This is a genomic window from Mycobacterium nebraskense, from assembly GCF_002102255.1.
GTDB classification, from domain to species: domain Bacteria; phylum Actinomycetota; class Actinomycetes; order Mycobacteriales; family Mycobacteriaceae; genus Mycobacterium; species Mycobacterium nebraskense.
This window is the reverse complement of record NZ_LQPH01000179.1, coordinates 1-19283: the sequence shown is the minus strand read 5'-3', so window position 1 is coordinate 19283 and position 19283 is coordinate 1. Positions and strand designations below refer to the sequence as shown.

Here is a 19283-nt window from a genome sequence, read left to right as displayed (position 1 = left end):
ATCGGAAATCACACCTGTACGAATCATCTAATCAGCATCAGGCACAACACCACTCACATTAAGCAGACACGCCCTAGCGAGTCAGGTGGAATATCGTCTCGATTGCGACCGCAGCACCGCTGACCGCGGTAGTGACCGCGAGCGTCGCCCAGTCCGCCAATTTCGGCCGCGCCGGATCAGCAGAGAGTTGGCCGATGCCGCCGCGAGCGGTGATGGCGTCGCCCATCTCATCGGCTCGCCGCAGAGTCACCACGATGGCGGCGGCGACCAAATCGATGGAGTTGCCCGCCGTCTGCCGAACCCGAGCCTTACGACTCGTTGGCATATGGTTAGGCCGCAATCGGCGAGCGGCGTAGAGCACCTGGAATTCCTCGATCAGTAAGGGGAAGGCGCGCAGCGCCAAGGCTAAGGCCACCGCCCACTCGTCAACCGGAATCCGCAGCCACTTGAATGGACGGCCCAAAATTGCCAACGCCGGAGCGATTTCGGCGACATTGGTCGTCCAGGACACCATCGCCCCCAGCCCAAGCAAGACGATCGATAGCGTGGTGATCCGCAAAAATTGCAACGCTCCGCCAAGCCAGATATCGACCCCACCGATCGAGATCACCGGACTACCACCGGCCAGCGCCGCCGTCACAAAACCCAATGCCAGGAGGACCCAAAGCCATCGCGGAATCGACGGAAGCGCACCGTGGGGAATGTGTGCGATCCAGACCCCCGCCAGCACCAGCACCGCCACCGACCCGATCGTCACCCAACCCGGATAAAGGGTCAGCAACACCGAAACACTAAATACCACCAGGAGTTTGGTGCCGGCCCACAGGTTGTGGATGGCCGACCTTCCGGGCACCGGAACCAATAACACCACCGGACGAGAAGTGCTCCGATTCCTGCCGGGTGCGGGAGCCGAGGTTGCGGTCACCCCACACCTCCGGCCGCGGCAGGGGCCGACACCGCTCCCAGCGCGCCATTCTGCAGATGGAGGGTACGCGGGCACACGTCTTCCAAACCGACGAAGTCGTGCGAGATGACAACTACGGTCAGACCTGTGTGGCGACGCAGATCCGCCAGCACGCGCAGCAGGCCCCGCTGGCTGCTGATGTCCAACCCTGCCAGCGGCTCGTCGAGGATCAACACGCGTGGCGAACACGCCAGCAGGCCGGCCAGCACCACCCGTCGCATTTGGCCACCGCTAAGCTCGTCGATGCGCCGCCTGCCCATCGTGGGCTCCAGTCCGACCGCGCCCAGAGCAGCGGCCACGCGGTCTTCGTCATGATGCGAAAAGCCCGCCACGGAAGCAATTTCCAAGCCGACGTGGCTGCGCATCAATTGCAGCCTCGACGTCTGAAACGACAACGCCACCGCGCCGACGTGCTCACGGATGGGCTCACCGTCAATCAAACACGCACCGACGGTGGGAACGGTGAGGCCGGCCATGATCCACGCCAGTGTCGACTTGCCCGAGCCGTTGCCGCCGTGAATCAATATCCCGTCGCCTTGTTCCACGACGAAGCTGATATCGCGCAGCGCAGTCTTCTCCCACGGTGTCCCACTGTTGTATTCGTGTCCCACGTTGATGATTTCGAGTACCGGCTTGCTTGAGCCGCGCCTGACCGCGATGCCCGGCGACGGGCTCGGAGCCGATTCGACCATGCCAGTGTTGTCTGGGGAATCGCTGAGGTTGATCGTCCGATCCGCGGACGCGGCCTCGTTGTCGAAATGCGTGATGTGCACCAAGGCGGTCCGATGCCGTTTCGGAAGGCCTGACAGCACGTTCAACAGGACGTTACGGCCCTCCTGGTCGACCATGCTGGTGAACTCGTCGGCGATCAGTAGCGCTGGCTCCCGAGCGAGCGCCGCGGCCAGAGCAAGGCGCTGCAGTTCCCCGCCGGACAAGCCTCCGGTATCGCGTTCCGCAAAACCCTCCAGCCCTACTTCGCGCAGCAACCGGTCGACATCGACCTCGGTGCCCGGCGGCAGCCCCCAGACCACATCGTCGGCGACCCTGGTCCCCAAGACCTGGCTCTTCGGGTGCTGCAGAACAAGCGCCGTGCCGCCCAACACGCCCAACCCCACAGCGCCCGGGCGCTGCACGGTACCCGACGTCGGTTGCCGGCCTGCCAGGATCAGCGTCAACGTGGTCTTCCCGGACCCATTGTCCCCGATGACAGCAACGTGTTCTCCGACCTGGAGTTCGAGGCTGACCTCCCGCAGGGCGTCTTGCTTGGCGTGGGGGTAGCGGAACCGCACCTTATCCAACCGCACCGGCACGGGCCCGATCGCGGCGTCAGGAGCCTCGTCGGGAGCGTCGAGTTTGTGCACATCCGGAACGTTGCCCATTCGTTCCAGCAAACGAGAAAGTGCCCACCAACCGATCAGCGACGAGAGCATAACCCCGTAGGTGACGTAGCCGAGCATCAGCCACGGCCAGTAATGCAACCCGAATTCGAAGCACCGCTTTACGTCGGCACCGAGCCACCGCAGGTCCACCCGGGCTAGGAACGCCACAACACCATCCACGTTGGCCGTCATTACTTGGAAAATCAGATGCCGCAGCCGATTCAGCACGGCCAACGCACCGACCGTCGCGACGGCGACAGCGAACCCGACAAGCAAGGACGAGACGATTACGGTTGGCGTGCCCCTGCCCCTACGTTTGACGGATCCGGTCAACCCGCCGATGTATGCACAGTTGATGACGGCCAAGAAGCTGCCCAGTCCGGAGATGAGGAAGGCGATCATTCCGGCAGCAAACGTTGCGGCGAGAAGCACTCGAAGCCGGTAACGGTAGGTCAGTAGCCCCATGGGCACCGTGCCCAACAGTGCCAGTCCTTGCGCAAACGGGATTACCCCGGCGATGATCGCGATCACTGCGCAGAGCGCCCCCATGACCGAGGCCTGTGCCAATTCGGCCGGTTCTAAAGGTCCACCCCGACGGCGAGAACGGACGGGGCGACGGGCATTCACTTCACTGATTGTGCCAGTCCGCAGCACCAAGTCGCTTCATCACACTTCGTAACTTCCGACTCGGATGGGCGGCCGCCCTTGGCCTCACATAGCAAAGCTATGGAACTATGGATACATGGACAGAGTTGTCGAGACCGCAAAAGTCGAGGCTCAGCAGCTGGGAGCGGATCTACTCGCCGTGGTGGCGCGGCTCAACCGGCTGGCCACCCAGCGGATCCAGATGCCCTTGCCTGCGGCGCAGGCCAGGCTGCTGGCCACGATCGAAGCACACGGAGAAGCCCGAATCGGCGACCTCGCCGCCGTCGATCACTGCTCGCAACCGACCATGACGACACAGGTGCGCCGGCTCGAGGATGCCGGCCTGGTCACCCGAACCGTCGATCCCGGGGATGCCCGCGCCGTCCGGATCCGCATCACCCCCCAAGGAAAGCGGACGCTCAACGCGGTTCGCGCCGACCGTGTCGCCGCAATCGAACCGCAACTGGCGATGCTCGAACCGGTCGAGCGCCAGGTGCTGACGGACGCGGTCGAGGTATTGCGCCGGCTTCTCGACAATGCGTCGCTGGCGGGCCGGCGTAACACGCTGTGATGGGTACGACCCCGGTGGATACACGGCGGCCGGCGGGTAGACACTAGGGCGAGCTGACTGGTGTGACGAAAGGTGGCGCCCATGCGGCCCGAGGCTTCCGCGTTTAGAGCCTCCCCGTTGACCGTATGGGTCGGGTCGATCAGGTTCGATTTCGCCCCGGGCCGCGATGTGATCGTCGGCTACGGCCCGGCCTGCGACATCGCCCTCGAGCGTCTCGGAAATCCGCCCTCGCCGCTGCCACCGCCCCGTCCGGAAGTGGTGCTGCGGTTCGCCGGCACCCAGTGGGTGGCCATCGACCTGAGCCACAACGGCATCTTCGTCGACGGCGCCCGGGCGTCGACGGTGAATATTCGCAATGGTCAGGCGATCAGCATCGGTGATCCGCAGCGGGGCCCGCGGCTGGTGTTCCAAACCGGTCACCCTGCCGGTCCGCCCGCGCAAGCTCCGCGGCCGGCTCCCCGACCTCCCGCTTACCCGCCGCAATCCCCGCCTCCTCCGCCCGTCGCGCCGCCACCCGCCCGTCCGAACGATCCGAGCCTGCGGGCTCCGACCCAGCGCGACACTCAGCGCATGCGCGTTCTGCCGGAGCAACCGCCGGCGGTCGAGCGTCCCGCCCACCCCATGCCGGCGCCGCCCGTTCAGCCGACGGCCGCAGCGGATGCACAAGAGAAGGGTGGCCCGGGCCTCATCGAGCGGATGATCACCTCGAAACTGCGCGTCGCGCGTCCTTCCTTCCGCACCGCGGAGCCGAATGCCACCTATCGCTTGCCGCTCAAGGCCGACGCGCGCACCGTCGGGATGGCCGCATACCAGCTGGGGCTCACCGTCGACGGGCGCGAGGTGCTGTCGGGCATCTCGTTCGCCGCGCGTCCGGGCATATTCACCGCGGTCGTCGGGCCGTCGGCCGCGCGCAACTCAGCGCTGCTCGGGCTGCTCGCCGGCACCAGGCGGCTCAGCTCTGGACGTGTCACCGTCGACGGCCACGACGTGCACGCCGAGCCGGAGTCCATGCGCACCCGCATCGGCATCGTATCGCCCGATGACCGCTTGCATCGGCAACTCACCGTCGAACGGGCCTTGGGCTATGCCGCTAAAATGCGCCTGCCGCAAGACATTTCACCCGAGCAACGCGACCGCGTGGTCACCCAAGTCCTCGAGGAACTCGAGCTGACAGAGCACCGGGCCACCCGGATCGGCAAGCTTTCGCCCGAGGTGCGCCGGTGCGCCGCGCTGGCGATCGAGCTCATCACCCGGCCGACACTGCTCGTGGTTGACGAGCCGAACGCCGGCCTGGATGCGGAGCAACAACGTCACGTGATGGCAATGCTGCGGCGCCAGGCCGACATTGGCTGCGTGGTCGTGGCGGCCATGTCATCGCAGACGTCGTTGACGGATCTCGACCTGTGCGACCAGGTCCTGGTTCTCACCTCGGCCGGTACGGCGGCATTCCTCGGGCCGCCCCTGCAGATCGAACCTGCGCTGGGCACGGCCGACTGGTCGACGGTGCTCGCGCGGGTAGGCGCCGACCCGGACGCAGCCCATCGCGCGTTTCGCGCCCGGCCACCGGGATCGGCGTTGACGGCGCCGCCGGAGGTCGCCGCACCGTCGCCGCCCCCCGCCGGATCCCCCGCCACGCGACAAATCCGGCTGTTGGCCCGCCGCGACGTCCGGCTGCTCTTCGCCGACCGCCTCCACTTCGCGTTCTTGGCGATTTTGCCGTTCGTACTGGCCGGTCTGACCCTGCTGATTCCGGGCGATTCGGGCCTTGCCCGGCCCCACGCCGGCAGCGCCCACCCGCACGAAGCCATCGAGATCCTTGCCGCGCTCAACATCGCCGCGGTGATCATCGGCACCGCGCTGACCGTCCGGGCCGTGGTGCGCGAGCAGCGCATCTTCCGGCGCGAGCAGGCGCTCGGGCTGTCGACCGCGGCCTACCTGGCCGCCAAGATCCTGGTGTTCGGCCTGGCCGCGGCCATTTTGACGGCCATCGTGTTCGCCATCGTCGTCACCGACAAGGGCGGGCCCGTGCGTGGTGCCGCCTTATTGCACAACGCCACGGTCGAGCTCTACGTCAGCGTGGGGGTGACGGCCATCGTGTCGGCGGCGATCGGGCTCGCGTTGTCGACGCTGGGCTCGTCGACGCGCGAAGTGCTGCCGCTGCTGTTGCCGGTGGTCCTGGCGTCCGCGCTGTTCAACGGAAGCCTTGTCCAGCTGGTGAGCCAGTGGGGATTTCAACAGATCTCGTGGTTCGTCCCGGCTCAATGGGGCTTCGCCGCGTCGGCATCCACAGTCAACCTGCGCAGGGTCGACCCGCTGGCCGCCGACTCCGAGATGTGGACCCACTACAGCGGTTGGTGGGTGTTCGACATGACGATGCTCGTCCTTTTCGGCGTCGCGGCGGCGGGCTTCACCCTCTACCGGCTGAGGCCCGAGCCCCGCGAGGCCCCGAGGCCATCACATCGCGAACAACAGGAACTGAGTGACCTGACTCGGTGAGAAGTTGTTGTCGCTGACCAGCACCACCGATTGGCGACCGTCGGGCAGTTTCGGTCCCAGCGTGATGCCCTCGACGTTGTCCAGCGGTGACAGTCCCGGTGTGGCGGACAAGTCGACCGCCAGGGTCTTGCTCATCGGGGTCACGGCCGCGTCCCGCATAGAAGGCATGGCCAAAACATCGGTCGCCGCGCCGATCTCGGCGCGATAGACGCGAACGGTCGGCGGCAACGCCGCGGAGCGCTCGATCACCAAAAACGCCGTGTCCGACAGAGCGACCAGATCGGAGACACCGTTGACGTCGGCGGGTGGTGTGGGCGGCTCCATCGGGTAGGCGTATTGGGCGGTGGGCGCGCCGGTGGCGATGTCGAATTTGGTGATCCGGGTGAGCACGCGGTGGCCGCCGTCGCTGAGCGGGCCGTCGTTGTAACCGGGGTCCTCCATCGCGGCGAACAGCGATCGGCCGTCGGGCGTCAGCGCCAGGCCCTCCAGTGCCTTGTCCCGGCGCGGACCCATCTTCTGTGCGGACATCGCCAGATTGGCCGGCAACGTGAACTGGCCCAGGTAGGCGCCGTCGAGCCCGGCGGTTCGGACCCATGGGTCGAGCAGCACCGGCCCCGAGGTGAGCCGCTCGCCCTCCGAGGACCAATACAGCCGCTGCCGGACGGGATCGAACGCAATGCCCTCGGGGTCGGGGGGAACGACCGGCGGCGTGTCACCCAGTGTGAGCGGCCGGAACGGCTGACCGGAGGGGTCCAGCAGCGGATGGGTACCGGTGAACGTGACCTTGTCAATTCCCTTGTCCGACAAGGACAACTGCACGGTGTAGAACCGGGACGGATTTCTCTTGGAGCGATCGTCGCTGATGACGTAGTACAGCTGACGGCCCGCGTCATAGCTGAGCGCCGACAACCCGCCGATGACGGTGCCGTCGAAGGTGGCATTGAACGGGATCTGCGACTGACCCAGATAAGTCAGCATCGGCGTGGTCGCCGGGGCGGGCGGATGCGGAGACGCGCATCCCGCCAGCAACGGGGCGAGGCACATGCACGCCACCCATCGCCGACGACCCATACCCGAGAAGGTATCGCCGAACGTGCACTAAGCACGAAATCGGGCCTCGACCTCGCGCTGAAGGCACGCTCGGCGAAAACCACAATTGACTCGCCCTGGCCCTGGGGTTGTTATTCCCGCGACGCGAACCGCGAGATACGGTCGGGTTATGGCGCCAGACACCACAACCATTGCCGAGCAGCTGCGCAACGCCCTCGACGGGCGTTGGCGCGACACAAGGAACCAGCTGCGGTCCACCATGAGCGAGGACCTGTTCCGGCCGCACTACACCCCGAACACGGTGATCGCGCGCACCAAGGTGGCCGAGCAGATGCGGATCATGGCCGCATTCGGTGCCGCCGCCGACAACTTCCGCAAGGAGCATGGCGGCACCGGCGACATCGGCGCGGCGATCACGATGATCGAGATGCTCGCGATGTCGGACCTGTCGTTGATGGTGAAGGCCGGGGTTCAGTGGGGGTTGTTCGGCGGCGCCGTCGAAAACCTGGGCACCGAGCGCCACCACGAGGCGTACGTGAAGAAGATCATCAGCCTCGAATTGCGGGGCTGCTTCGCGATGACGGAGACCGGACACGGCAGCGACGTCCAGTCGCTGGAGACCACCGCGACGTATGACCCCGCGACGGAGGAGTTCGTCATCGACTCCCCCACACCGACCGCCCGCAAGGACTACATCGGAGGGGCGGCCGAAACGGCCACCATGGCAGCGGTATTCGCCCAGCTGATCACCACCGAGGACGGCAAGCCGGTCCAACACGGCGTGCACTGTCTGATGGTGCCCATCCGCGACGCCGACGGCAACGACCTGCCCGGGGTGACGACGTCGGACTGTGAGTACAAGGGCGGGTTGCCCGGCGTCGACAACGGCCGCATCGTGTTCGACCACGTCCGCGTCCCGCGGGTGAACCTGCTGAACAAATACGGTGACGTGGCGCCCGACGGCACCTACACCTCGCCGATCGAGAACCCCAACCGCCGCTTCTTCACCATGCTGGGCACCTTGGTCCGCGGGCGGATCACGGTGGGCGGCAGCGCGGGCGCCGCCGGTCGCGTCGCGCTGGACATCGCCACGCGATACGCGTTGCAGCGCAAGCAATTCAGCGCGCCGGATGACGAGTCCGAGGTGCTGATCATGGACTACCTGGTGCATCAGCGCCGGTTGTTCCCTTTGATCGCAAAGTCATACGCGCTGCAGTTCGCCCAGAACGAGCTGGTCAGTAAATGCCACGACATCCAGACCGCGGACGCGGTCGACGCCGACGAGCAGCGCGAATTGGAGGCGCGGGCCGCAGGCCTGAAGGCGGCCAACACGTGGCACGCGTCCCGGGCGATTCAGGAGTCACGGGAGGCGTGCGGCGGCGCGGGCTACATGGCCGAGAACCGGCTGGTCGCGCTGCGCGGCGACACCGACGTGTTCACCACGTTCGAGGGCGACAACCACGTGCTGACGCAGTTGGTGGCCAAGGAGTTGCTGACGGCTTACGCCGATGACATCCGCAGCATGAGCCCCGTCGAATGGGTGCGCTTCGCCGCCAACACCGTTGGCGAGCGCGTCGTCAAACGCACTGCGGCAGAGACCATTATCCAAACCATCGTGGACGCCCGACAGGACAGCGAGGAAGAGGGCAGCCTCTTCAACCGCGGCACGCAGATCAAGATGTTCGAGGACCGGGAAGAATATCTGCTGGCGTCCGTCGCGCGTCGACTGCAGGTCAAATCCAAAGAGATGCCGGAATTCGACGCGTTCAACGCGGTGCAGGACCACGTGTTGCACGCCGCGTCCGCGCACATCGACCGGGTGGTGCTCGAAGCGTTCGTTGCCGGCATCGACGCCTGCCCGCACGAGGAGGCCCGGGAACTGCTTGGCATCCTGTGCGATCTTTACGCGCTGTCGGTGATCGAGGACGACAAGGCCTGGTACATCGAGCATCGGTACCTGTCCACCGAACGGGCCAAGGCGGTCACCCGGGGTATCAACGATCGGTGCCGCGCGCTGCGCCCGCACGCGGAGACGCTCGTCGACGGTTTCGGGATCCCCGAGCAGCTGCGCTACGCCGAGATGCTGCACCCGGAAAACTTGCCGGACGCGGTCACGAGCTGACGGGCCGCGCTGTAAAAAAGTCGCGCGGCGCGTGCGGACGCACCCCGGCCCGCGGGCGACTCACGCCAGCCGCGTGATCTGCTTGTAACACAACCTTATTGATTCGGGATTTTGCCCAGCGACTTCAGCTTGCCGTCCGGGCCGATCTCAAACTTCACCGTGCCGATACCGGTGGGACAGCACGGCTGATCGTTGCCCTTCAACCATTGGTACTGAACCGCAATGGCGTCATCGGAGGGCGGCAACACGGTGATGTACGGCTTTGGATTTGGCGTGGGTGTCCCCAGCGGCGTGTTGTAATCGAAGAACAGCAACTGCTGGCCGGTGGATTCGCTGGCAATGGTCGGGATGATCTGCACCCAGTACAAACGGCACTTCTTTGCATGTCCGCGAGCGATTTCCACCCAAGTCGTACCGGGGATGGTGATGGGGACCGACGCGATGGACCGCTGCACCGTGTCGCGCGTCAGGCCGTCGGAATCCTTGCACTTGTCGGCTGACATCGGCGGCGAACCGGCTTGCTTCGAGCCGCAACCGGAGGCCAGCAGGACCAGCAGGACCACAATCAGCTGACGCACTCGGTGAGCTTAGCGAAGGCTGTGAATGTCCCGTTTGTTTGGTCGGAGACCCTGTTCTGACAGGTAATGCCGCCGGCTGCCCGGGTAGCCTTGAACTGGGTTGGCGGGCCGATGATGACCCCTGATGACCTGCGGGTTTTGCGACATTTCCGAGTGTTCACGGTCACGCATTGACCAGTGAGAGGAAGCCGTAAAGCGGGGGAAACTCCGGATACCCGGTGCCGAAACGTCCTCGTCGCATCATTCAACGTAAGCCCGTTGCGCAAGGGAGGGGAGTGTGTGACCAGGGAGTCCATGGCCTCGAACGACGATGCCGTGAACACCATGTGCGCGTACTGCGGCGTCGGCTGCGGAATGGTGTTGCAGGTCACAACCGATCCCGAGAGCGGCCGGCGTCACATCGTGAAGTCGGTTGGGGACAAACAACATCCGGCCAACTTCGGCCGGCTGTGCACCAAGGGTGCCACCACTTCCGACTTGCTCGATGCGCCCGGCCGGATGGAATCCGGACACGTACGCGCCGACCGCGGCGAGCCCGCCGAGCCCGTCGATATGGACGAGGCGATCGCTCAGTGCGCGAACCGGTTACGGGCGATCATCGATGCGCATGGTCCGGATTCCTTCGCTATGTATGTGTCGGGCCAGATGTCCATCGAGGCGCAATACCTGGCGAACAAGTTGACCAAGGGCTTCATCGGCACCAACCAAATCGAGTCGAACTCTCGGCTGTGCATGGCCAGCGCCGGTTCTGGCTACAAGCTCTCCCTGGGTGCTGACGGGCCACCCGGCTCATACCAAGACTTCGAACACGCCGACGTCTTCTTCGTCATCGGCGCCAACATGGCCGACTGCCATCCCATCCTGTTCTTGCGGATGATGGACCGCGTCAAGGCCGGGGCAAAACTGATCGTCGTCGATCCGCGCCGCACCGCGACCGCCGAAAAGGCCGACCTGTTCCTCCAAATCGCCCCGGGTTCCGATCTCGCACTGCTCAACGGGCTATTGCACCTGATCATTGAAAATGGGCGAACGGATCCGCATTTCATCGCCGAGTTCACTGAGGGCTGGGAGGTGATGCCCAGCTTCCTGGAGCAGTACACCCCGGACACGGTCAGCGAAATCACCGGGCTCCCGGAAGAAGACATCCGCGCCGCGGCCCGCATGATCGGTGAGGCCGAGAATTTCGTGAGCTGCTGGACCATGGGCCTCAACCAGAGCACGCACGGCACCTGGAACACCAACGCCATCTGCAATCTGCACCTGGCCACCGGCGCGATCTGCAAAGCCGGCAGCGGCCCCTTTTCGCTCACCGGCCAGCCCAACGCAATGGGCGGACGGGAAATGGGTTACATGGGACCGGGATTGCCCGGCCAGCGCTCAGTCGCAGCCGCGGACGACCGTGCCTTCGCCGAAGACCAGTGGGGCATTCCCCGCGGGACATTACGCACGGAGGTCGGCACCGGCACGATCGACATGTTCTCCCGGATGGCCGCCGGCGAAATCAAAGCGTGCTGGATCGTCTGCACCAATCCCGTTGCCTCCGTGGCCAATCGGAAGACCGTGCTGGCCGGTCTGGAGCGCGCCGAATTGGTCATCACCCAGGACGCCTTCCTCGACACGGAGACCAACGAATACGCCGATGTGCTGCTGCCGGCGGCCCTGTGGTCGGAGACCGAGGGGGTGATGGTCAATTCCGAGCGCACCATGACACTGTTCCAGCCGGCGGTCACGGCGCCGGGTGAAGCAATGCCCGACTGGCAGATCATCGCCCGGATCGCCTGCGCGATGGGCTATTCGGAAGCCTTCAGCTACAACTCCGCCGGGGAGGTGTTCGAAGAGATCAAACGCTTCTCGAACCCGAAGACCGGCTACGACCTGCGCGGGGTCAGCTACGAGCGGCTGCGCCGGAGCCCGCTGCAGTGGCCGTGCGCACCGGAGAGCGCTGACGACCGCAGCCCGATTCGTTACCTGAACAACGGTGTCAGCCAGACCAGGCTGGTCCGCGAGGACGGCAGCGCTCCCCGGTTGGCCTTCCCAACCGAGAGCGGTCGTGCCCTGTTCTTCGCCCGCCCGCACCTGCCGCCCGAGGAAATGCCCGACAACGACTACCCGTTCCTGTTGAACACCGGCCGCCTGCCGCACCAGTGGCACACGATGACCAAGACCGGCAAGATCGCCAAGCTCAACAAGCTCAATCCGGGGCCGTTCGTCGAAGTCCACCCCGACGATGCCGCACGGCTGCAGATCGCCGACGGCGACTCCGTCGAAATCGCTTCGCGCCGCGGTCGCGCCGTGCTGCCCGCCGTGGTCAGCGACCGGGTGCGCCCCGGCAACTGCTTTGCGCCGTTCCACTGGAACGACGCTTTCGGCGAATACCTGGCGATCAACGCGGTCACCAACGATGCGGTAGACCCGATCTCGAACCAACCGGAATTCAAGGCGTGCGCCGTCACGTTGGCGAAAGTCGCTGTCCCCACGGCAGATCCGGGCACCGATTCCAAGCCAGCGGCGGACACCGGTGCCCCAGAACCTGCGCCCACGGACGTACTGGAAATCAGCGTGTCGCAGGTCGATGCCCTCGCCGACTTGCTCGGTGTGGCAACAAAACCCGTGCCGGAATTCGACCAGCTCGGCCGCTCCTACCTTGCTGGGATGTTGACCGCACTTCGGTCGGAAGCCGGTCGACGCACGGCCGGGGTGCCGACCCTGCCCCGAAGTGCTCCTTTCGATTCCGGCACCCGGCTGTGGGTGGACGGCCTGCTCGCGGGTCTGTTCTCGCGCAACGATGCGCCCAGCCCAACGCCGACGCCGGCAGTCAACAAACCGACGATCGATGCACCCGAAGCCAAGCGCGCCAAGCGGGCACCCGTCGTGGTGCTCTGGGCATCGCAAACCGGAAACGCCGAAGAACTCGCCGCCACTGTCGCCACCCAACTGGGTGACGCCAACTTGCCGGCCAAGCTGCACGCCATGGACGACTTCCCGGTCGCCGAGCTGGCGACGACTCGGGAACTGCTGCTGATCACCAGCACCACCGGTGACGGCGAGCCTCCCGACAACGGCGCCGGGCTGTGGCGAGCGCTGACTTGCGACAGCGCAACGCGATTCGCCGGCACCCGCTACGCGGTTCTGGCGCTGGGCGACTCCAACTACGACGATTTCTGCGGTCATGGACGCAAGCTCGACGAGCGTCTGGCCCAGCTCGGAGCGACCCGCATCGCCCACCGGGTCGATTGCGAACCGGACTACGAAGACGCCGCGGCCAAGTGGCTGAGCGGTGTCATCCAAGCACTTTCCCGCACGCCCGCGCCGGTTGGCCGGGACGGCGGTGCGCCGGCGGCGACCACCTCCTCGGCAGCCGCGCCAGCTCCGCCGGCCAACGGGTCCGGAGCGGTCGGGTACACCAAGAAGCATCCCCTGATCACCGGCATGGTCCGCAACACCGTGTTGAGTCAGCCGGAATCGACAAAAGACGTGCGGCATTTGGTTTTCAGCCTGCCGGAAGAAACCGTAAGCTACGAGGCCGGCGACGCGCTAGGGGTGTGGCCGCGCAACAGCGACCGGCTGGTCGACGAATGGCTGTCCGTCACCGGACTGGACGGACAGACCCCGGTCGAGGTCGGCGAGCATGGTCTGATGTCATTGCGCTCCGCGCTCACCGAGCGCATCGAGATCGCCCACATCAGCCGGGACCTGGTGCGCTTCGTGCAGGAGCGCACCGGCGACCCGACACTGGCAGAGCTGCTGAAGCCGGAAAACAAGCGGGCACTATCGGATTGGTCATGGGGGCGCCAGTCCATCGACCTGCTGGCGCGGCATCCGGTCTGGGCATCGGCCCATGAGTGGCTGAGGGTCCTCAAACGCCTTCAGCCGCGGCTGTACTCAATCTCATCGAGCCCCAAAGAGTGCCCCGGAGAAGTTCACCTGACGGTCTCACCGGTGCGCTACAACTTCCAGGGTGTCCCACGCCGCGGGGTGTGCTCGACCTACCTTGCCGACCGCTCCCCCGGCGACCGAGTCGCCGTCTATCTGCAGCCATCGAGTAACTTTCGGCCCCCCGGCGATCCGCACGCGCCGATGATCATGATCGGTCCGGGCACCGGGATTGCGCCCTTCCGCGGTTTCCTGCAGGAACGTCGCGCGCTCGGCCACACCGGACCCAACTGGCTGTTCTTCGGCGAGCAGCACGCCGCCACCGACTACTACTACCGCGACGAGCTCGAGCAGATGCGTGATGACGGGTTCCTCACCGAGTTGGACCTCGCGTTCTCCCGTGACCAGCAGCAGAAGGTCTACGTGCAGCACCTGATGCGTCAGCGAGGTGCCCAGCTGTGGGGCTGGCTGCAGGACGGCGCACAGCTGTACGTTTGCGGTACCGCGGACCCGATGGCCAAAGACGTCGACCGCGCTCTCTGCGAGATCGCGGCCGAACACGGCAACCTCGATCCCGACGCGGCGCAGGAGTACGTCCGCTCGTTGAGCGCCGACAAGCGCTACCACCGCGACGTCTACTAAGCGTTCCGGTTTCGCCCGACTCGTAATACGACGGAAACGTCGCGCGCCTGCCGCTGAAACAACCTCGCACCACCATTCAGTCATGGCTCTGGACTTTGACGGGCCCCTAGAGGACACCGTGCAGGCCGCGTGCCCGTTGCAGTGCCGCCTGCGCCGTGCCGCATCAGGTGACGACCAGCTCGGTGATCGGGTCGATTGGGCCGGGTTGCCGATCAACTTGGACTTGGCGTTCTCGCCGCAGCAGCGCGACAAGGTCTACACGCAGCACCTGATGCGCAAGCGCGGCACGCAACTTGGGCGAACATTGCAGGACCGGGGTCAGCGGTGCGCCTGCGAGTTTGCGGCCGACGGCGGGCGCGTCTCCCCCGACGACGCCGACTCCATGTCCAGTCGGTAGCGATCCTGCGGCCTGCGCGGTGCTGGCCCCGCTGCTCGGCACAAAGAAATCAGCGGGGCCGTGTCATCGACTAAGCGGGGCCGGTTGGCCATACATCGCTACCACGACGGTCCGGTCCAGACTGTTGTCCGACCACACCCCCATGGCGGTGTTGGCGCAGTCCCGGATGATCGCCATGTCATCGGGGTTGTAGTACCACTGGTTGACAAGTTCCAGGCTGCTGATGGCGATGGCCGGGTTGATCGCCACCGTCTCCGCCGCTTTGCCATGGAAGCCGGCGGCGTTGGCGCGGTCCTGCGGTGTTGATCCGTCGGATCCTATGTCGTCGTTGATGTTTCGGTTGTTGATCATGTCGTCGGCGTGCCATTGGGCGGCCAGCGTCAGTGCGTTGTCCCTCACGACGTCGTTCGTGCAGCCCGCCTGGTGTTGCAACGTGTAGACGGCGGACACGACGGCGCTATTGAGCCGCTTGTTGTCGGCGTGCGCCGCGGGAGCGGCCAGCAGTACCGAGCCCGCGAAAAACGTCGCCGCGGGCAACACGCGTATCCACCCGATCATGGCCACGCCCATCACACCGGGTCGAAGTGTGAGACCAGCCATCGGCCGTTGACGTTGTCTAACGCCACCCGAACGACGGGCTGGGTATCCGTGGGAGCGCCGTCCCCGACCGTCACGGTCTGGTTGACGAACAACAACACCACGGCGTGGTTGGCGGCCACCGAGACCGGGGCCGCCGCGGTCACTTTGGCGACCGCGGTGATGTCCTTCTCCTTCGCGCCCGGAATGACCACTTGGCGGGTCAGCTCCGTATAGGCGTCCTTGAAATCTCCGGTCAGCCGCTCGCGCGCGGCGGCCAAGTCTTTGTCCACCGAATCCGCCTTGTACGACAACAGGGCAACCGCGTCGTCGCTGGCGACTCGCACCGACTCGGTACGGGCCCGCGCCACCTCATCGGCCGACGCCGCCACCCACTTGAAGTAACCCGCCGCCAGCGCCAGCAGCAGCGCCAGTCCGGGCAGCACTCCGTACGCAAGAACTCGCGACCATGGGATGGGGCGCGTGGCCCGAGTGGTGGTGCCTGGCTGGTCTTCGGGCACCTCACCGATATCGGCGGCGCCCTCCGGCGTTGCCTCGGCGTCGACGATCTCCTCGTCGTGCGTGGGGGTTTCGTTGAGAATCGTCATGGCACGAACACCACGTTCGACACCTTGGCGTCGTCACCGACCGACCGCACCTCAATTCGCATGCGCCACTCCCGGGGGGCCTCCTCGCCGCCGGCCGTGCGCGACTTCACCGCGACCGCCACCAGCACCTGGGCCGAGTCTCCGCGCTGAGACTCCAGGCCGGCATCGGTCACCGTGCCTTCCGATTTGGACTGCGCCGCCTTGACGACTTCGATGAACGGCTTGGACCGCTGCTCGAAGTCCTCACGGAAGGCCCCGGTGGCCAGATCGAAGATGCGTTGCACGTCTACATCAACCTCCGTGTAGTTGATCGTGGTGAGGTTCACCGCACCCTGGCGGGCAACCTGTACGAACAGATCGCGCTGGGTTTGTGCCTCATGCTTTTGGTAGGCCCGGTAGCCCAGCCAACCCGTTAATCCCGCCAGTGCCGCCACGACAACGATGCCGGCCACCAACGCCCGCCCGGCACGCGATAGCCGCGGGGTGGCGCGGTGCCGCAAGCGGGCGAATCGACTCTCGGATTGGGTTGTCCCCTTGGCGATCTCGTCCGGCTGATCGTCGAGATGTTCGCCGCCCGCCTCGTCGACCGCGATTGCGTCGCCGGCCTCCTCAGGGGCAGCGGCAGGCTTTTCAGTCTGTTCTGTCATCTTGCTCCTTTACTCAAGCCGGCGGCACCAGAAGTGACTGCCAGTTCTTGGCACGCGGGTGGGCCAGGTCGAACTCGGTGTATCGGCGTCCGTCCGGGCCTATGTAGTCGCCGTTGGCCGGGTCATACGTCGCAACGGCGAGCGGCGGTGGGGACGGCGCCGGGGGCGCGATGCCCCGCGGTGGTGGCAGCCGCGGATCTTGTCCCGGTGGATACATCGGAACGCCCTGTCCCGTGTAGGTGGCGTTTGGGTCGCCCTTCCAGTTATATCCGTCGTTAAGCGGCACGTATTCTTCGTCGCTCTCACACAACTCGACGGTGGGCGCGCGCTTCCATGGCTTGCTCTCGCACGGGATGTTCCGTACCCCGCGAACATTGAACTCCGAGTCTTGCGGCACTCGGCAGAACAGATCTGCGGCGGGACGGTCGGGCGCGTCTACGCTCGCCGGTGACCGGCGCTGAGTCGGCGGCAGATAACCCGTCGTGCACGGCGGCGGCAGGTTGATGTTGAGGTTGAAGTCCAGCTGGGCGCCCCTGTACTCCTGCTTGGTGTTCGAGCTGGGCACGACGATTGCCGCCATGGCCGCGATGCCCTGCGGGAAGAGCACCAAGAGCTGTTCGATGTCATGCCGGTACACCACCGCGATGTCACCCAGGCTCACGAGGTTCGCGAAGAGCACGGGCAGCGCGGGCGTGACCCGGTCAAGCAGCGCGCGACTCTCCTCCACGCCGGAAGTGCCCTGCGTCAACAGGTCCCGCAATGCGGCATCCTGCGCTTTGAACTGGGCGGTGATGGCGGCGGTTCGATTTGCCCACCGGGCAATGGAATCCGATGTTTCGACCTGGGAGTTGAGCACCGGCGGCGTCTGGTCGATCAATGCGGCGAGCGGGCCGGCGCTGCGTCCCCCCGCGATGGCCAAGGCGGCGGAGCCGTCGACGATCCGAGACAGTTCAGGCCCGAGACCGCCGACCGCACGGTCCGTCTCGTCGACCACCGTCCGCAGATTGTCACGCGGAATCGATTGCAGCGCACGGTTAGTCAAGTCGAGAAGGTGTCCGATGTCGACGGGCACATCGACCCGGCCGGCGGGGATGACATCGCCGGCTTGCAGCGTCCGGGAATGTTCGCCGTCCTTCCCGGGCTGGGGGGTGAGCTCGATGTATTGCTCGCCGATCGCGGATCGGCTGTGTACCGACGCCTGGACGTCGGAAGGCACCTTGACGCCGGATCGCATGGTGAGCACCGCGCGGACCCCGGTGGCGGTCACATCAACCGACTTGACCTGACCGACATCGGTGCCGCGATAGGTGACAACCGAGGTCCGGTAGAGCCCCCCGGACTGGGGCAAGTCCACGGACACGACGTACTCGCCGATCCCGAAGAGCGTCGCCGGCAGCCGCATGAAGTTGAATGCCATTGCACCACAGGACACGACGGTCACCAGCGCCAGGATCGACAGCTGTATCCACGTTCGGCGGCTCAGGCGGAGCATTCAGTATCCCCCGAAGTGATACGCATAGGTCAGCGGGTTGCCCGCGGTAGCCGGGCTGGGCTGCATGCCGATGGTGCGTCCCCATTGCAGTTCGAGCTGGGTGAGGTTACCTTCCCACCGCGAGCCGGTGAAGAATCCGGTATCGAGGCGGCTCAACGTCAGGTCGACGATCAGCGTCAGGTTGGCGTAGTCGCCGCGGAACCAATTCCGCGCGGTGGACGCCGGCCATGGATAGGCCACCAAGCCGTCCAGCCCCTTGGTCAGCGACGGTCCGGCGTCGGCGAGCGATCGCAGCACCGGCGCGATATTGCGCAGGTTGTTCACCAGAGATTCCTTGCTCTGGCGGACGGTGTCGGCCGCGATGGCGCTGAACTTGCCGAGCTGGTCGATCGCTTCGGCAATCTTGGTGCGCTCGTCGGCCAACACCTTGAGCGCCTTGGGCACGGTCAGCAACGCCTTGTCGACTATCGCGTCCTTGTCGGCGAACTGGCCGACCAGCGAGTTGAGATTCTCCGATGCGGCGATGATGTCGTCGGTCTGGTCGTTGGTGCGGGCGATGAACACGTCCAGCTGCTTCAACAGGCTGCGCATGTCGTTTTCCCGACCGGCGAATGCCTTCGCGATCGCCTGCGTAATCTCCTGCAGCTGACCGATTCCACCGCCGTTGAGCAGGATCGACACCGACGCCAGGGTCTGCTCTGTGGTCGGATACAGGCTCGCGTGCGGCAGCGGGATGACCGACCCGTTCCTCAATTGGCCAACCGGCGGTTCATCTTTGGGCGCAGCGAGCTCGATGTGCATCGAACCGAGCAGGCTGGTCTGGCCCAACTTGGCGGTCGCATTGGCCGGCAGGTGCACATCCCCGTTGATGCGCATGGTGACCAGCGCGTGCCAGTCCTGCAGCTGGATTTTGGTTACGTTGCCGACATTGACGTCGTCAACCCGAACCCGGGTGTTCTCCTGAATGGTGACGACATCGGGCATCTGGGCCTGGATGGTGTAGGAGCCTGGGCCGTTCCCGGAGGTGCCGGGCAGGGTGAACGAGTTCAGGCCCTTCCACCCACAGGCAGGAAGCAACCCAAGGCAGGCAAAGCAGAGCGCCGCCACCATTGCGCGCCTCATGAGGCACCCGCCGGAAGCATTAGATCCCGCAACGCCTGCGTCGAATTGACCATGCCGTTCGGCGGTGGCGCCTCAGCGGGCGGCGGTTCGGGGGTCGCCGGCGGCGGGGGCGCGTCAGGCG

14 protein-coding genes are annotated in these 19283 nt (G+C 65.6%); 5 read left to right on the top strand and 9 right to left on the bottom strand.

Annotation, left to right across the window (positions count from 1 at the left end; all coding sequences use genetic code 11):
- Positions 1 to 73 precede the first annotated feature (73 nt).
- Together AWC17_RS29535 and AWC17_RS29530 are read right to left on the bottom strand one after the other, a co-directional pair.
- Entirely contained in the window at positions 74 to 925 is an 852-nt protein-coding gene (locus AWC17_RS29535) for a CbiQ family ECF transporter T component (RefSeq protein WP_046182070.1), read from the bottom strand.
- A complete protein-coding gene (locus AWC17_RS29530; protein ID WP_141224856.1) occupies positions 922 to 2892 on the bottom strand; it encodes an ABC transporter ATP-binding protein in 1971 nt (656 codons plus the stop codon). The genes AWC17_RS29535 and AWC17_RS29530 overlap by 4 nt, the downstream gene beginning before the upstream one ends.
- A gap of 193 nt (positions 2893 to 3085) precedes the next feature.
- On the opposite strand from AWC17_RS29530, the gene AWC17_RS29525 reads away from it, so the two are divergent.
- Positions 3086 to 3559, top strand: coding sequence for a MarR family winged helix-turn-helix transcriptional regulator (locus AWC17_RS29525; protein WP_046182072.1), 474 nt, complete (start codon positions 3086 to 3088; stop codon positions 3557 to 3559).
- Between the two features lie 81 nt (positions 3560 to 3640).
- The gene (locus AWC17_RS29520; protein WP_085165632.1) at positions 3641 to 6055 is read left to right on the top strand and encodes an ATP-binding cassette domain-containing protein; all 2415 of its coding nucleotides are present in this window, start codon (positions 3641 to 3643) and stop codon (positions 6053 to 6055) included.
- Here AWC17_RS29520 and AWC17_RS29515 read toward each other — a convergent pair.
- Positions 6014 to 7126, bottom strand: a complete 1113-nt coding sequence (locus tag AWC17_RS29515) for an esterase-like activity of phytase family protein (RefSeq protein WP_046183070.1) — start codon at positions 7124 to 7126, stop codon at positions 6014 to 6016. The two genes, AWC17_RS29520 and AWC17_RS29515, sit on opposite strands and share 42 nt — an antisense overlap.
- 148 nt (positions 7127 to 7274) lie before the next feature.
- On the opposite strand from AWC17_RS29515, the gene AWC17_RS29510 reads away from it, so the two are divergent.
- Positions 7275 to 9227 carry an acyl-CoA dehydrogenase family protein gene (locus AWC17_RS29510; protein ID WP_046183069.1) on the top strand — a complete coding sequence of 651 codons (1953 nt, stop codon included), beginning with the start codon at positions 7275 to 7277 and terminating at the stop codon, positions 9225 to 9227.
- Between the two features lie 95 nt (positions 9228 to 9322).
- On the opposite strand, the gene AWC17_RS29505 is transcribed toward AWC17_RS29510, so the two are convergent.
- Positions 9323 to 9790, bottom strand: a complete 468-nt coding sequence (locus AWC17_RS29505) for an LppP/LprE family lipoprotein (RefSeq protein WP_046183078.1) — start codon at positions 9788 to 9790, stop codon at positions 9323 to 9325.
- A 309-nt stretch (positions 9791 to 10099) separates the two neighbouring features.
- Between AWC17_RS29505 and AWC17_RS29500 the strand changes: the two genes are divergently transcribed.
- Positions 10100 to 14320 (top strand): bifunctional nitrate reductase/sulfite reductase flavoprotein subunit alpha, encoded by a 4221-nt coding sequence (locus AWC17_RS29500; RefSeq protein ID WP_085165634.1) that lies wholly within the window; start codon positions 10100 to 10102, stop codon positions 14318 to 14320.
- A gap of 82 nt (positions 14321 to 14402) precedes the next feature.
- Entirely contained in the window at positions 14403 to 14717 is a 315-nt protein-coding gene (locus AWC17_RS29495) for a hypothetical protein (protein ID WP_231588405.1), read from the top strand.
- Between the two features lie 63 nt (positions 14718 to 14780).
- Here the strand turns inward: AWC17_RS29495 and AWC17_RS29490 are convergent, their stop codons facing one another.
- The 5 genes from AWC17_RS29490 to AWC17_RS29470 are packed head-to-tail and all read right to left on the bottom strand — an operon-like array spanning position 14781 to position 19162.
- Entirely contained in the window at positions 14781 to 15275 is a 495-nt protein-coding gene (locus AWC17_RS29490) for a CAP domain-containing protein (protein WP_046183075.1), read from the bottom strand.
- An 11-nt stretch (positions 15276 to 15286) separates the two neighbouring features.
- Complete coding sequence (locus AWC17_RS29485; RefSeq protein ID WP_231588404.1) at positions 15287 to 15901, bottom strand: hypothetical protein; 615 nt, start codon at positions 15899 to 15901, stop codon at positions 15287 to 15289.
- Positions 15898 to 16548: a tetratricopeptide repeat protein gene (locus AWC17_RS29480; protein WP_046183068.1), complete on the bottom strand. Its 651-nt coding sequence runs from the start codon at positions 16546 to 16548 to the stop codon at positions 15898 to 15900. The genes AWC17_RS29485 and AWC17_RS29480 overlap by 4 nt, the downstream gene beginning before the upstream one ends.
- 13 nt (positions 16549 to 16561) lie before the next feature.
- The gene (locus AWC17_RS29475) at positions 16562 to 18040 is read right to left on the bottom strand and encodes an MCE family protein (RefSeq protein WP_046183067.1); all 1479 of its coding nucleotides are present in this window, start codon (positions 18038 to 18040) and stop codon (positions 16562 to 16564) included.
- Positions 18041 to 19162: an MCE family protein gene (locus tag AWC17_RS29470; protein ID WP_046183066.1), complete on the bottom strand. Its 1122-nt coding sequence runs from the start codon at positions 19160 to 19162 to the stop codon at positions 18041 to 18043. It abuts the gene before it with no gap.
- Positions 19163 to 19283: the final 121 nt, after the last annotated feature.

What these genes read in the sequence shown, in the direction of transcription:
- AWC17_RS29490 (WP_046183075.1), bottom strand. Translation starts at nt 15,275, where the DNA reads ATGATCGGGTGGATACGCGTGTTGCCCGCGGCGACGTTTTTCGCGGGC.
- AWC17_RS29520 (WP_085165632.1), top strand. Translation starts at nt 3,641, where the DNA reads ATGCGGCCCGAGGCTTCCGCGTTTAGAGCCTCCCCGTTGACCGTATGG.
- AWC17_RS29480 (WP_046183068.1), bottom strand. Translation starts at nt 16,548, where the DNA reads ATGACAGAACAGACTGAAAAGCCTGCCGCTGCCCCTGAGGAGGCCGGC.
- AWC17_RS29530 (WP_141224856.1), bottom strand. Translation starts at nt 2,892, where the DNA reads ATGGGGGCGCTCTGCGCAGTGATCGCGATCATCGCCGGGGTAATCCCG.
- AWC17_RS29485 (WP_231588404.1), bottom strand. Translation starts at nt 15,901, where the DNA reads ATGACGATTCTCAACGAAACCCCCACGCACGACGAGGAGATCGTCGAC.
- AWC17_RS29470 (WP_046183066.1), bottom strand. Translation starts at nt 19,162, where the DNA reads ATGAGGCGCGCAATGGTGGCGGCGCTCTGCTTTGCCTGCCTTGGGTTG.
- AWC17_RS29510 (WP_046183069.1), top strand. Translation starts at nt 7,275, where the DNA reads ATGGCGCCAGACACCACAACCATTGCCGAGCAGCTGCGCAACGCCCTC.
- AWC17_RS29495 (WP_231588405.1), top strand. Translation starts at nt 14,403, where the DNA reads ATGGCTCTGGACTTTGACGGGCCCCTAGAGGACACCGTGCAGGCCGCG.
- AWC17_RS29500 (WP_085165634.1), top strand. Translation starts at nt 10,100, where the DNA reads ATGGCCTCGAACGACGATGCCGTGAACACCATGTGCGCGTACTGCGGC.
- AWC17_RS29515 (WP_046183070.1), bottom strand. Translation starts at nt 7,126, where the DNA reads ATGGGTCGTCGGCGATGGGTGGCGTGCATGTGCCTCGCCCCGTTGCTG.
- AWC17_RS29525 (WP_046182072.1), top strand. Translation starts at nt 3,086, where the DNA reads ATGGACAGAGTTGTCGAGACCGCAAAAGTCGAGGCTCAGCAGCTGGGA.
- AWC17_RS29475 (WP_046183067.1), bottom strand. Translation starts at nt 18,040, where the DNA reads ATGCTCCGCCTGAGCCGCCGAACGTGGATACAGCTGTCGATCCTGGCG.